At 71.9% G+C, this 12,595-nt stretch carries 14 protein-coding genes, 1 tRNA gene and 1 pseudogene; 11 read left to right on the top strand and 5 right to left on the bottom strand.

Annotated features, from left to right (window positions below; translation table 11 throughout):
* The 4 genes and pseudogenes from MNZ29_RS21500 to MNZ29_RS21485 form a co-directional block, all read left to right on the top strand.
* Nucleotides 1-299 (top strand): annotated as a pseudogene (locus tag MNZ29_RS21500) (hypothetical protein); the annotation flags it as partial.
* Between the two features lie 70 nt (nt 300-369).
* Complete coding sequence (locus MNZ29_RS21495; RefSeq protein WP_242341024.1) at nt 370-2,175, top strand: arginine--tRNA ligase; 1,806 nt, start codon at nt 370-372, stop codon at nt 2,173-2,175.
* Between the two features lie 13 nt (nt 2,176-2,188).
* Nucleotides 2,189-2,905, top strand: a complete 717-nt coding sequence (locus tag MNZ29_RS21490; protein WP_242341023.1) for an SPOR domain-containing protein — start codon at nt 2,189-2,191, stop codon at nt 2,903-2,905.
* An 18-nt stretch (nt 2,906-2,923) separates the two neighbouring features.
* The gene (locus MNZ29_RS21485; RefSeq protein WP_242341022.1) at nt 2,924-3,286 is read left to right on the top strand and encodes a cupin domain-containing protein; all 363 of its coding nucleotides are present in this window, start codon (nt 2,924-2,926) and stop codon (nt 3,284-3,286) included.
* An 83-nt stretch (nt 3,287-3,369) separates the two neighbouring features.
* On the opposite strand, the gene MNZ29_RS21480 is transcribed toward MNZ29_RS21485, so the two are convergent.
* Together MNZ29_RS21480 and MNZ29_RS21475 are read right to left on the bottom strand one after the other, a co-directional pair.
* A complete protein-coding gene (locus MNZ29_RS21480; protein WP_242341021.1) occupies nt 3,370-3,645 on the bottom strand; it encodes a hypothetical protein in 276 nt (91 codons plus the stop codon).
* A gap of 11 nt (nt 3,646-3,656) precedes the next feature.
* Nucleotides 3,657-5,249, bottom strand: a complete 1,593-nt coding sequence (locus MNZ29_RS21475) for an NAD(P)/FAD-dependent oxidoreductase (protein ID WP_242356660.1) — start codon at nt 5,247-5,249, stop codon at nt 3,657-3,659.
* Between the two features lie 250 nt (nt 5,250-5,499).
* On the opposite strand from MNZ29_RS21475, the gene MNZ29_RS21470 reads away from it, so the two are divergent.
* The 5 genes from MNZ29_RS21470 (at nt 5,500) to secG (ending at nt 9,234) form a co-directional block, all read left to right on the top strand.
* Nucleotides 5,500-5,703 (top strand): hypothetical protein, encoded by a 204-nt coding sequence (locus MNZ29_RS21470; protein ID WP_242356658.1) that lies wholly within the window; start codon nt 5,500-5,502, stop codon nt 5,701-5,703.
* Between the two features lie 199 nt (nt 5,704-5,902).
* Nucleotides 5,903-6,904 (top strand): type I glyceraldehyde-3-phosphate dehydrogenase, encoded by a 1,002-nt coding sequence (gap, locus tag MNZ29_RS21465; RefSeq protein ID WP_242341018.1) that lies wholly within the window; start codon nt 5,903-5,905, stop codon nt 6,902-6,904.
* Between the two features lie 8 nt (nt 6,905-6,912).
* Nucleotides 6,913-8,103 carry a phosphoglycerate kinase gene (pgk, locus tag MNZ29_RS21460; protein WP_242341017.1) on the top strand — a complete coding sequence of 397 codons (1,191 nt, stop codon included), beginning with the start codon at nt 6,913-6,915 and terminating at the stop codon, nt 8,101-8,103.
* Between the two features lie 4 nt (nt 8,104-8,107).
* The gene (tpiA, locus tag MNZ29_RS21455; protein WP_242341016.1) at nt 8,108-8,869 is read left to right on the top strand and encodes a triose-phosphate isomerase; all 762 of its coding nucleotides are present in this window, start codon (nt 8,108-8,110) and stop codon (nt 8,867-8,869) included.
* Nucleotides 8,866-9,234: a preprotein translocase subunit SecG gene (gene secG / locus MNZ29_RS21450; RefSeq protein WP_242341015.1), complete on the top strand. Its 369-nt coding sequence runs from the start codon at nt 8,866-8,868 to the stop codon at nt 9,232-9,234. The genes tpiA and secG overlap by 4 nt, the downstream gene beginning before the upstream one ends.
* A gap of 195 nt (nt 9,235-9,429) precedes the next feature.
* Here the strand turns inward: secG and MNZ29_RS21445 are convergent.
* The 3 genes from MNZ29_RS21445 to MNZ29_RS21435 all read right to left on the bottom strand — a co-directional run bounded on the left by MNZ29_RS21445 (nt 9,430) and on the right by MNZ29_RS21435 (nt 11,292).
* Nucleotides 9,430-9,511 (bottom strand) — tRNA-Leu (locus MNZ29_RS21445).
* Between the two features lie 105 nt (nt 9,512-9,616).
* Nucleotides 9,617-9,943 (bottom strand): ferredoxin FdxA, encoded by a 327-nt coding sequence (gene fdxA / locus MNZ29_RS21440; protein ID WP_242341014.1) that lies wholly within the window; start codon nt 9,941-9,943, stop codon nt 9,617-9,619.
* 32 nt (nt 9,944-9,975) lie between these two features.
* The gene (locus tag MNZ29_RS21435) at nt 9,976-11,292 is read right to left on the bottom strand and encodes an inositol-3-phosphate synthase (RefSeq protein ID WP_242341013.1); all 1,317 of its coding nucleotides are present in this window, start codon (nt 11,290-11,292) and stop codon (nt 9,976-9,978) included.
* A 156-nt stretch (nt 11,293-11,448) separates the two neighbouring features.
* On the opposite strand from MNZ29_RS21435, the gene MNZ29_RS21430 reads away from it, so the two are divergent.
* Nucleotides 11,449-11,838: a hypothetical protein gene (locus tag MNZ29_RS21430; protein WP_242341012.1), complete on the top strand. Its 390-nt coding sequence runs from the start codon at nt 11,449-11,451 to the stop codon at nt 11,836-11,838.
* Nucleotides 11,839-11,894: 56 nt separating this feature from the next.
* A partial coding sequence (locus tag MNZ29_RS21425) for a HesA/MoeB/ThiF family protein (protein WP_242356656.1) occupies nt 11,895-12,595 on the top strand: 701 nt, incomplete at its 3' end.

Below are 12,595 nucleotides of genomic sequence, written 5' to 3'. Positions count from 1 at the left end.
CGGCGCTGCACCTCCTGCACGGACGCGCCCTGCACCGCCTCGGCCGGGTGGCGGACGCGCTCGCGGCGCTGCGGCGCGCGCTCGAGCGCGACAGGCGCGGGGAGGTGACCTGGGAGATGCGCGAGCTGCTCCGCCAGGCCGACGCGCCAGGGCCGGGGGAGCTCGCCGCGCGGCACGATCTCCTCGTGGCCGCGCTGCTCCGGCGGGGCCGCGCGCCCCGCTGCACGCGGTGCGCGGCCGACGCCCCCGTCCGCAGCTGGCGTTGCCGGCGCTGCGGCGCCTTCGACGCGTACGCATGAGGGCAGGGCGGGGCTCGCGGGCGAGTGCCCGCTTGCGCCCGCGGCGCGGCCCCGGTAGAGACTGCGCGCCATGGTGAGAGATCGCGTGATCGAGCTGTTCCGGCAGGCGCTCGCGAAGGGCGCCGCCGAGGGTCGCTGGCCCGTTCTCGAGGCGGCGTTCTCCGTGGAGGCGCCGCGCGACCCCAAGCACGGCGACTTCGCGGTGAACGCCGCGATGATGCTCGCGAAGCCGGCGGGCAAGCCGCCGCGCGAGCTCGCCCAGGCGATCGCGGCCGAGGTCCGCGCCGTCGACGCGCAGCACGAGCTCGCCGGGCTCGAGATCGCCGGCCCCGGCTTCATCAACGTCCGCCTCGCGCCGGACGTGTGGCTGCGGGCGCTCGCGCGCGTCGTCTCCGAGGGGGCCGCGTACGGGCGGACCGAGGTCGGAGGCGGCCAGAAGGTCATCGTCGAGTACGTCTCGGCGAACCCCACCGGGCCGATGCACGTCGGCCACGGCCGGGGGGCGGTGGTGGGCGACGGCGTGCAGAGCCTGCTCCGGTGGGCGGGCTTCGACGTCACCCGCGAGTACTACGTGAACGACTACGGCGCGCAGGTGCAGACGCTCGCGCGCTCCGTGCACCTGCGCTACCAGGAGTCGTTCGGGCGGCAGGTGACGATGCCGCCGAAGAGCTATCCGGGCGAGTACGTGAAGGACATCGCCGCGGCGCTGCGCGCCGAGCACGGCGATCGCTACCTCGACGCGCCCGAGTCCGAGTGGCTCACGCTCTTCCGCGATCGCGCCGTCGAGCACGTGCTCGGGCTCATCCGCGACGACCTCCGCGCCATCAACATCGAGTTCGACCGCTGGTCGTCCGAGAAGGCGCTCTACGAGTCGGGCACGGTCGACAGGTTCCTGCGCTTCCTCGAGGAGAAGGACCTCGTCTACGTCGGCAAGCTCCCGCCGCCGAAGTCCAAGAAGGGCGCTCCGGCGCCCATCGCCCAGCCCCACGGTGACCTCGACGAGGGCGTCTCCGCCGCCGAGGACCTCACGCTGTTCCGCTCGTCGCAGTACGGCGACGAGGTGGATCGGCCGGTGAAGAAGGCGGACGGCACGCCCACCTACTTCTGCGCCGACATCGCGTACCACTGGGACAAGCGGCAGCGCGCCGGAACCCTCGTGGACGTCCTCGGCGCCGACCACGGCGGGTACGTGCCGCGGCTCGAGGCCGCGCTCGAGGCGCTCGGCGCCTCGCGGAAGGACCTGCACGTCATCCTCATCCAGATGGTGAACCTGACCCGCGGCGGCGAGGCCGTGAAGATGTCCAAGCGGGCGGGGACGGTGGTCTCCCTGCGCGAGGTGGTGGACGAGGTCGGGCGCGACGCGACCCGCTTCATGTTCCTCACCCGCCGCTCCGACGCGCAGCTCGACTTCGACATCGAGCTCGCGAAGCGCCAGACGCTCGACAACCCGGTCTTCTACGTCCAGTACGGCCACGCGCGGCTCGCCCAGATCTTCGCGAAGGCGCGCGAGGGCGGCGTGGCGGTCCCCGAGTTCGACCTCGAGGCGGCCCGGACGCTCACCTCCGCGGAGGAGCAGGATCTCATCCGGCGCGTCGTGGCCTTCCCGGACATGCTCGCCGCGGCGGCCCTCGCGTACGAGCCGCACCGCGTCGCCTTCTACCTGCAGGAGACGATCGCGGCGTTCCACTCGTACTACACGCAGGGCAAGCGCAGCGGCGAGCGGGTCATCTCCGCCGACGCGCGCAAGACCGCCGGCCGGCTCTTCCTGTGCCGCGCGCTGAAGCAGGTGCTGGCGAACGGCCTCGGGGTCCTGGGCGTCGCCGCGCCGGATCGGATGGAGAGTCCGGAAACTCGCGATATCGCGGACGACGTCTAGAATCACGGACGCCATGCGCGATGAGAACGCCCGCGTCCGCGAGAAGTTCGAGCTCTCCCTCGATGGCCGGCAGATCGCGTCCATCGTCGTGGGCGCGCTCGTCATCCTCGGCGTCGTGTTCGTCCTCGGGTTGAACGTCGGCCGGCAGATCGCCACCCGGCAGGTCGACGCCGCCCGCGCCGGGGACCTCGAGGCCCTCGATCGGCCTCCCTCCACCCCGTCGCCCGGCGTGGACGACGCGTCGCTCACGTTTCACGATCGTCTCGTGAAGCAGAAGCCGGCGGCGACGCCGCCGGTCACGGCCGCGGCCGTCTCCACCTCCGCCGCGCCGCCGCCGAGCGCTCCGCCGAGCGCCCCCGCCAGGCCGCCTCCGGCGGTGGTCCAGGCCGCCTCCACGCCGCCGACCGCGGCCCCGGCGCCCGCCGCCCCCGCGCCGAAGCCTCCCGAGGAGAAGGCGGAGGTCCAGGCGCGCGCGGCGAAGCCGGCCCCGGCCGGCACGGGGGACTTCACCATCCAGATCGGCGCGACCCAGCAGCGCTCGGAGGCCGACCGCATCGCCGCCCGCTACCGCTCGCTGCGCCCGCGCGTCGAGACGGCGGACGTGCAGGGGAAGGGGCGCTGGTACCGCGTGCGCGTGGGGAGCTTCGAGAGCCGCGAGGCCGCGGAGCGCTATCGCAAGGACGTCGCGCGGGAAACCGGGGTCCCCGGGTTCGTCACCGCCAGCCGCTAGCCTAAAGTCCGATCCAGCATGACCACGACCTTCGACAGCCCGAAGCGCGTCGAGAAGCCCTGGGGCCACGAGCTCTGGTGGGCGCACACCGAACGCTACGTCGGCAAGCTCCTGCACGTGAAGGCAGGGTTCCAGCTCTCCCTGCAGTACCACGTGAGGAAGGACGAGACGATCCACCTCTGGAGCGGCGAGATGATCCTCGTGCTCAAGGACGGAGACCGGCTCGTCGATCACCGGATGCAGCCGGGCGACAGCTACCACGTGAAGCCCGGCACCGTGCACCGCATGCGCGCGGTGACCGACTGCGACGTGCTCGAGGTCTCCACCCCCGAGGTCGAGGACGTCGTGCGCGTTCAGGACGACTTCGGCCGGGTGAGCTAGCACGCCGCCGCCTCCCGCGTGCTGGCGGCTCTTTGCGGGGCGCGAACGGCGCTTCGCGGCGGCGCTCGGCTCCGGCGGGCGCTTTAGCGCGCGAAGAGGAAGCCGAGGCCCGCCGCGAGGGCGATCGCTGCGGCGACGAGCATCCCGACGCGCCGGGGATCGGCCCGCCGCTCGCGGACGCCGTGCAGGGCCGGCATCGCGCCTGCGCGGACCCAGCGCGGGGACGTCTCGGCCCGCACGAGGTCGTCCTCGGCGAGGAAGCCGTGCGCGTAGAGATCGTGCAGGTCGCCGAGCGACGGGACCACGAGCTCCTCCCCCTCGGCGTTCCGCACCCGGTACTTCATGCCGCGATCCCGCATCCGCTCCTCCGTCACGCCGCGCCGAGCTCGGCGCAGATCGCCTCCGCGACCTTGAGCCCGTCCACCGCGGACGACACGATCCCGCCCGCGTAGCCGGCGCCCTCGCCGGCGGGGTAGAGCCCCCGGATCCCCGGCGACTGGAAGTCCGCGCCGCGCACGAGCCGGCAGGGAGAGCTCGTCCGCGACTCGATGCCGATGAGCACCGCCTCGTCGGTCACGAAGCCTCGCATCCGTCGCTCGAACCCGCGCAGCCCCGCGCGGAGCGCCTCCTGGATCTGCGGAGGGTACAGCAGGGAGAGGTCGGAGGGGGTCACCCCCGGCCGGTAGGACGTCTTCCCGGGCGGCGCCCCGGGCCTGCGCGCGAGGTACGCGGCGAGCCGCTGGGCGGGCGCGTGGTAGGCGCCGCCCCCGAGCACGTAGGCGGCGCGCTCCCACTTGCGCTGCCACTCGAGCCCCGCGAGCGGGCCCTCGAAGCCCTCGGCCGCGAAGTCCTCCGGCGAGACGGCGACGACGATGCCGGCGTTCGCGACGGGCGACGAGCGGTGCGAGTTGGACATGCCGTTCGTGCACTGCATCTCGGGCTCGGTCGGCGTGGGGACGACCACGCCGCCCGGGCACATGCAGAAGGAGAACACGCCGCGCGCCGCGCCCGCGACCTTGGGGTTGTCGGCGAGCTTGTAGTCGGCCGGGGGGAGCCTGGGGTGGCGCGCGCCCGCTCCGTACTGGATCCGATCGATGAGCGGCTGCGGGTGCTCCGCCCGGAACCCCACCGCGAACGGCTTCGCCTCGATGGGCCAGCCGCGCGCGGCGAACAGCTCGAACAGCTCGCGGGCGCTGTTTCCGGGCGCCAGCACGAGCCGGTCGGACTCGAGCGAGCGGCCGTCGGCGAGGCGGAGCCCCGCGAGGCGGCCGTCGCGCAGCGCGAGATCGACCGCGCGCGCGCCCCACACGAACGTGCACCCGCCGCGCTCGAGCTCCTCGCGCATCGCCGAGATCGCCGCGGGCAGCACGTCCGAGCCGACGTGCGGCTTGCCCTCGACCACGATCCGCTCGACGTTCCCGAAGCGCGCGAACAGCTCGACGACCTTCCGCACCGCCGGGTGGTGGATGCGCGTCCCGAGCTTGCCGTCGGTGTACGCCCCCGCGCCGCCCTCGCCGAAGTTCATGTTCGACTCGGGATCGAGCGCGCCGCCGCGCATCAGGGCCGCCACGTCGCGCCGGCGGGGGCTCACGGTCTTGCCGCGGTCGACCACGATCGAGGGCACGCCGCGCTCGAGGAGCGCCCACGCGCAGAAGAGCCCCGCCGGCCCGGCGCCCAGGATGACGGGCGGCGCGGCGGGCCGCCGCACGGGTCCGGGCTCCGCCTCGGGCGCGGGGACCGGCGCGACGTCGGCGGGTGCGCCGCGGATCGCGCCCTCGACCTCGACCTCGAGGTTCACGAGCCAGCGCGCGTGGCCCTTCCTGCGGGCGTCGAGCGAGCGTCGCACGACGATCGCGTCGCGAAGGTGCTCGGCCGAGAGGCCGAGCCGCTCCGCGGCGCGGCGCGTCAGGAGCGCGTCGTCCTCGTCGAGCCAGAGCGGGAGGTTGGAGATCCGGTACCGCATCAGTTCCTCAGGGATGGCGCCGTCGAACCGCGAAGCGCGCTACGCGCCGTGCCCCTCTCGCAGGCAGGTCTGCGAAGGAGACTACGCACCGGCGCGACCGGCCTGGCAGGGCCTCGCCGCGTGCAAGTACCCGAAACGGCTGACATGGTGAAGCCTCGAAGGCGATGGCCCGCACCTTGCTCCCGGGGGAGCCATCGCGACACGGCGCGGTTCGTATCGCCGGTAGGGAGTGAACGCAATGGTGCCAGGCATGCTGGACGTGAAGGGAACGAAGATCCTCGCGAAGTCGCTCTTCAAGGAGCTGCGTGGCAACGGCTACTCGACGAACCAGATCCTGAGCCTCTCGACCGAGCTCATCGATCTCGTCACGCAGGACCTCAAGGGCGAGCACGCCGCCGCGGCCCAGGCGGCCGCCGCGCAGGAGAGCGCCGTCGAGGCGCCGCGGGCCCTCTGATCCGAAGATTACGCGAGGCTCGGCGCGACGTCGCGGCCTCGCCAGAAGTCGAGCGCGCAGGACCGGACGGCGCCGAGAGATCGGCGCCGTTTCGTTTCTTTCATCTCGGCCGCTCGCCCCCTTCCGTTTCCGTTGACGGTCCGGAGCCTCGTCTGTAGGTTACGGCCGCTTTTCAACCCCTTGGGAGGAGGGCAGCGCCATGGCACGTATCGCAATCAACGGGTTCGGTCGCATCGGTCGGTGCGTGCTCCGCGCGGCCATCGAGCGGGGCGAGAAGGACCTCGAGTTCGTCTCGATCAACGACCTCACGGACACGAAGACCCTCGCGCACCTCCTGAAGTACGACTCGGTGCACGGCGTGCTCGCCGCCGACGTGAAGGCGTCGGAGAAGGGCATCGTCGTCAACGGCAAGGAGATCGAGGTCACGGCCATCAAGTCCCCGGCCGATCTCCCGCACCAGAAGAACAAGGTCGACGTCGTCCTCGAGTGCACCGGCCTCTTCACGGAGCGGGAGAAGGCCGAGGGCCACCTCAAGGCGGGCGCTCCGCGCGTGCTCATCTCCGCGCCGGCCAAGGGCCCGGACATCACGGTCGCCTACGGCATCAACCACGACAAGCTCGACAAGGCGAAGCACAAGATCATCTCGAACGCGTCCTGCACGACGAACTGCCTCACGCCGGTCGCGAAGATCCTGCTCGAGAGCTTCGGCATCAAGCGCGGCCTGATGACGACGATCCACTCCTACACGAACGACCAGAACCTCCTCGACCTGCCGCACAAGGACCTGCGCCGCGCGCGCGCCGCGGCGCTGTCGATGATTCCCTCGACCACCGGCGCCGCGAAGGCGGTCGCCGAGGTCATCCCGGAGCTGAAGGGCAAGCTGCACGGCACGTCGGTGCGCGTCCCCACGCCGAACGTGTCGCTCGTCGACCTCACCGTCGAGATGGACCGGCCCGCCACCGCCGAGGAGATCAACGCGGCGTTCAAGAAGGCGGCGGAGGGGAGCCTGAAGGGCGTCCTCGAGTACTCGGACGGCCCGCTCGTCTCGGTGGACTTCAACCACAACCCGGCGTCCTCGATCTTCGACGCGACGAACACGTTCGTCGTCGAAGGGACCTTCGCGAAGGTCTTCGCCTGGTACGACAACGAGTGGGGCTTCTCGAACCGCATGGTCGACGTGGCGAAGTTCCTCACGAAGTGAGGGACGCCATGGCGCTCAAGACCATCGACGCGCTCGACCTCGCCGGCAAGCGCGTCTTCATCCGCGTGGACTTCAACGTCCCGCTCGACGAGCAGGGGCGGGTGACCGACGACGCGCGCATCCGCGCGGCGCTCCCGACGCTCCAGTACGCCATCAAGGCGCGCGCGAAGGTCATCCTCGGCTCGCACCTCGGGCGCCCGAAGGGCAAGCCCGACGATCGCAAGAAGTTCTCGCTCGAGCCCGCGGCCGAGCGGCTCTCGGCGCTCCTCAAGCAGGACGTCATCCTCGCCGACGACTGCGTCGGCGACGGCGTGAAGAAGCTCGTCCGCGATCTCAAGGAGGGAGAGGTCCTCCTCCTCGAGAACCTCCGCTTCCACCCGGAGGAGGAGAAGAACGACGAGGGCTTCGCGCGCGAGCTCGCGAGCCTGTGCGACGTCTGGGTGAACGACGCGTTCGGCACGGCCCACCGGGCCCACGCGTCTACGGCGGGCATGGCCGCGTTCGTGAAGGAGAAGGCGGCCGGCTTCCTCATCCAGAAGGAGGTCGAGTACCTCGGCAAGGCGCTCGGCACCCCGGCGCGGCCGTTCGTCGCGCTCATCGGCGGCGCCAAGGTGTCCGACAAGATCAAGGTGCTCGAGAACCTCATCGCGAAGGCCGACGCCGTCTGCATCGGCGGCGCGATGGCCTACACGTTCCTCAAGGCGCAGGGCGTCCCCGTGGGGAAGAGCCTCGTCGAGGAGGACAAGCTCGAGCTCGCGCGGCAGATCCTGGACCGCGCCCAGGCGCGCAACGTGGACCTGCTCCTGCCGGTCGATCACGTGTGCGGCGCGGAGCCGAAGGAGACCGCAGCGCGCGTGGTGGTGAACGACCGCGCGATCCCCGACGGCCTCATGGGCCTCGACATCGGCCCGAAGACGCTCGATCGGTATCGCCAGCGCATCCTGAGCGCGAAGACGGTGTTCTGGAACGGTCCCATGGGCCTGTTCGAGCAGAAGCCGTGGGCGGAGGGCACCTTCGGCGTCGCGAAGGCGATGGCGGACAGCCCGGCCATCACGGTCGTGGGCGGCGGCGACAGCGCCGCGGCGGTCGAGGAGGCCGGGCTCGTCTCCAAGATGAAGCACGTCTCCACCGGCGGCGGCGCCAGCCTCGAGTTCATCGAGGGGCGCGTCCTCCCCGGCATCCAGGTCCTCGAGGGATAGCGCCGTGCCCCGTCGAAAGTTCGTCTGCGGCAACTGGAAGATGCACAAGACCGTGGCGGAGACCACGGCGCTCGTCGGCGAGCTCCGCGCCGCGCTCGGGGACCTCGCCGGCAAGGTCGACGTCGCCATCGCCCCGCCGTTCACGGCGCTCGCCGCCGCGGTGGACGCGGCGCGCGGCTCCGGGATCGAGGTCGCCGCGCAGAACGTCCACTGGGAGAAGCAGGGGGCGTTCACCGGCGAGGTGTCCGCGCCCATGCTGGCCGAGGTCGGCTGCCGCCACGGCATCGTCGGCCACAGCGAGCGGCGCCAGCTCTTCGGGGAGACCGACGAGGGAGTGCGCAAGAAGGTCGGCGCGCTGCTCGCGGCGGGTGTCCGGCCGATCGTCTGCGTGGGCGAGACGCTGGCGGAGCGGGAGGCCGGGCGGACCCTCGAGATCGTGGACCGTCAGGTCAGGCAGGGGCTCGCCGGCCTCTCCGCCGAGGCCTTCGCCGCGCTGACGCTCGCGTACGAGCCGGTGTGGGCGATCGGCACCGGCAAGACCGCCACCGCGGCCCAGGCGCAGGAGGTCCACGCGGCCATCCGGAAGATCCTCCGCGAGCTCGCGAGTTCCGCGGCGGACCAGATCCGGGTACAGTACGGCGGCTCGGTCAAGCCCGAGAACGCCGCCGAGCTCATGGCGCAGCCCGATGTCGACGGGGCGCTGGTCGGCGGCGCGAGCCTCAAGGCGGCGGACTTCGTCGCCATCGTGAAAGGTGCACTCCGTTGATCACCCTCGTCACCATCCTGCACGTCCTCGTCTGCGTCTTCCTCATCCTCGTGATCCTGCTCCAGGCCGGTAAGGGCGGCGGGATGGGGGCGGCGTTCGGCGGGGCCGGCGCGCAGACCGTCTTCGGTGGGCGTGGCGCCCAGACGCTGCTCGGCAAGGTCACGAGCATCTCGGCCGGGATCTTCATGATGACCTCGGTCTTCCTCGCGTACAACGCGTCCCGCACGCACTCGGTGGTGCAGCGCGAGGCGAGCGTCCCGGCGCAGCAGCTCCCGGCCGCGCCCGGGCAGAGCCCGCTCTCGCCGCCGCCGAACGCGCCCGAGTCGACCCCGCCGGCGCCGGCCGCGCCGTCGCAGGGGAAGTAGTCGCTTTCCCGAGAATCCGCGCCTCGGCGCGGCGGAGAGGGGATCCGGGGTCCGGGTCCCCTCTTCGCGTTCGAGCGAGGCGCTCGCGCCCGCTGCCGGACGGGCGCCGCCGCCACCCGAGCCCCCGGCTCCCTCCGTGGCCCCGAAACGCCGAGAGGGGATCCGGTTTCCCGGATCCCCTCTCTCGTTCGCGAGTGCCCAGGGCGAGATTCGAACTCGCACGCCTTACGGCGCCACCCCCTCAAGATGGTGTGTCTACCAGTTCCACCACCTGGGCGTTCCGAAGCGGACGGGTTTCTAGCAAAGGGGCGACCGGCGCGCAATAGCGCAGTTCAGGGCGACGACGATCTCGCCGAGCGCCCGTGCGGCCGTCGCCGATCCGCTAGGCGCCCTCGAGGTACTGACGCTTCTCCTCGACGTCCTTCCACTGGTCCGCGTCGGGGAGCGGGTCCTTCTTCTCCGAGATGTTGGGCCAGGTCTTGGCGAGGTCGGCGTTGAGCTGCGTGTAGTCCTTCCACTTCGCCGGCAGGCTCTCCTCCGGGAAGATCGCCTTCGTGGGGCAGGCAGGCTCACACGCGCCGCAGTCGATGCACTCGTCGGGATGGATGACGAGGAAGTTGGGCCCCTCGTAGAAGCAGTCGACGGGGCAGACCTCGACGCAGTCGGTGTACTTGCACTTGATGCAGGGCTCGGCAACCACGTAAGCCATCGACGACCTCCTCTGTGGGGCCTCTGTCTAATCTACGGCTCGTAGTAGTCGAGCCCGAGGTGGGTGATGAGCTCCTCGCCCGCCAGGTGACGCAGCGTGTTCTTGAGCTTCGTGAGCTGGATGAACAGGTCGTGCTCCGGGTAGAGCCCCTCCGCGACCATCGGGCTCTTGAAGTAGAACGACATCCACTCCTGGATCCCGCTCATCCCCGCGCGCCGCGCGAGGTCGATGAAGAGGGCGATGTCGAGCGCCACCGGCGCGGCGAGGATCGAGTCCCGGCAGAGGAAGTTCACCTTGATCTGCATCGGGTAACCGAGCCAGCCCTTGATGTCGATGTTGTCCCAGCCCTCCTTGTTGTCGCCGCGCGGCCGGTAGTAGTGGATCTGCACCTTGTGGTCGAACTTGCCGTAGAGGTCGGGGTACAGCTCGGGCTGCAGGATGTGGTCGAGCACCGAGAGCTTCGAGACCTCCTTCGTCTTGAAGCTGCCCGGGTCGTCGAGCACCTCGCCGTCGCGGTTGCCGAGGATGTTCGTCGAGAACCACCCCTCGAGCCCGAGCATGCGCGCCTTCAGCATGGGCGCGAGCACCGTCTTCATGAGCGTCTGGCCGGTCTTGAAGTCCTTGCCGGCGATCGGCACGCCCTGCGCCTTCGCGAGCTGCTGGAGCGCGGGGATGTCGACGGTCAGGTTCGGCGCGCCGTTCGCGAACGGGATGCCCTCCTTCAGCGCCGCCCACGCGTAGATCATCGACGGCGCGATGGCCGGGTCGTTCGCCGCCATGGCCGCCTCGAACGCCTGGAGCTGGCCGTGCACCGCCTGGGGCTGCAGGTACACCTCCGTCGACGCGCACCACACCATCACCGCGCGCTCGCAGCCGTGCTCGCGCATGAACCGCCGGATGTCCTCGCGGAGCAGCTCGCCGAGCTCGAGCTTGTTCGCGCCGCGCTTGACGTTCGGGCCGTCGAGCCGCTTCACGTAGTCCGGCGAGAACACCGCCGTCATCGGCTTCACCGCCGAGAGCGGCTCCTTCAGCTTCTCGAGCAGGGACTCCTCGAGCACGCGGGCGTGGCAGGCGGACTCGTAGGCGTCGTCGGGGAACACGTCCCAGCCGCCGAAGCAGATCTGGTCGAGGGGGGCGAGCGGCACGAGCTCCTTGATGAGCGGCGTCCGGCGCTCCGTCCGCTTGCCGAGCCGGATGGTCCCCATCTGCGTGAGCGAGCCGATGGGCTTCGCGAGCCCTCGACGCACCGCCTCGACGCCGGCGATGAGGGTGGTGCCGACGGCGCCGAGCCCGGGGAGGAGGACGGCGAGCTTCCCGGACGCGGGGGCGATGGGGCGTGGCTTCTTCACGGAGCGTTCCTCGGAGGTGGGGGTTCCCCCCGAAAGGTTTCAGGGGGGCGGCGTCCCGGCAAGCCCTCCGGCGACGCGCGAGGCGAATGATTCCGCGAGGTCGCGTGCGGCGGGGGCGGGCTGGCGGGTTCTCCCCTCGGGGGGTACGATGTGCGCATGTCCGGAAGCTCCGCGAGCGAGCCGCTGGTGCTCTTCGTGCATCGCGGGACCTGGCAGGACCGCTACCAGGCCACGACGCTGGCGGTGACCGCGGCGGCGCTCGGCGACGCCGTGACGGTCGCGCTGTTCTTCGAGCCGCTGCGGCTCTGGATCGGCGGCCGCTTCGACGAGGGCGCGCCTCCCGAGGCCGGCCCGGCGCGCGTGGCGAGCCTCGTGGAGAGCCTGGAGGACGCGCGGCGCGAGCTCGGGCTCCGGGTGGTGGCGTGCGACACGGCGGTCCGGCTCGCCGGGCTCGTCCCCGACGACGTCCGCCCGCGGCTCGACGCGATCGCGACGCTGCCCTCGCTCTGGCGCGCCGCGCAGTCGGGCCGGGCGCTCGTGGTGTAGCGCCGCCGGGCGCGAGGGTTGCCGCCCCCTCTGGCGCGGGATATACGCCGTCCTTCATGAGCCTCTCCGGCAAGACCGCGCTGGTGATCGGAGCGGGCGGCCTCGGCGGGCCGGCGCTCCTCACGCTCGCCGCCGCGGGCGTCGGGACGCTCGTCCTCGTGGAAGACGACGCCGTCGAGACCTCCAACCTGAACCGGCAGCCGCTGTTCAAGGAAGGCGACGTCGGCCAGCGGAAGGCCACCGCCGCGGCCGCCCGGCTCCGGGCGCTCTTCCCCTCCGTGGCGGTCGACGCGCGCGATCTCCGCTTCGACGCTGGGAACGCCCTCGCGCTCGTCGAGGCGGCCGACGTCGTCGTGGACGGCTCCGACAACTTCGCCACGAAGTTCCTCGCGAACGACGCCGCGCTGCGCGCGCGGAGGCCGCTCGTCCACGGCGGGATCCTCCGGACCACCGCGCAGCTGCTCACCGTCTCGCCCGCGGGCATCGGCGGCTGCCTGCGCTGCCTGTTCGAGGCGCCGCCGCCGCCCGGGTCGGTGCCGTCCTGCGCCGAGGCGGGCGTGCTCGGCGCCACCGCGGGGTTCGCGGGGGCGCTCATGGGCGCGGAGGCCCTCCGGCTCCTCGCCGGCGAGCGCGGCGCCTACGAGGGCCGGCTCTACACGTACGAGGCGCGGTCCGCGCGCGGGCGGCTGGTGCTCGTCCGCAAGCGCGCAGGCTGCGCCGCCTGCGCCGGCACGCAGCCGCTCGAGGCGGCCGCGCC

The organism is Anaeromyxobacter sp. SG64, assembly GCF_022690745.1.
GTDB lineage: Bacteria > Myxococcota > Myxococcia > Myxococcales > Anaeromyxobacteraceae > Anaeromyxobacter > Anaeromyxobacter soli.
Note: the sequence above shows the minus strand (reverse complement) of the source record. Positions and strands in the feature narration are given on the sequence as shown.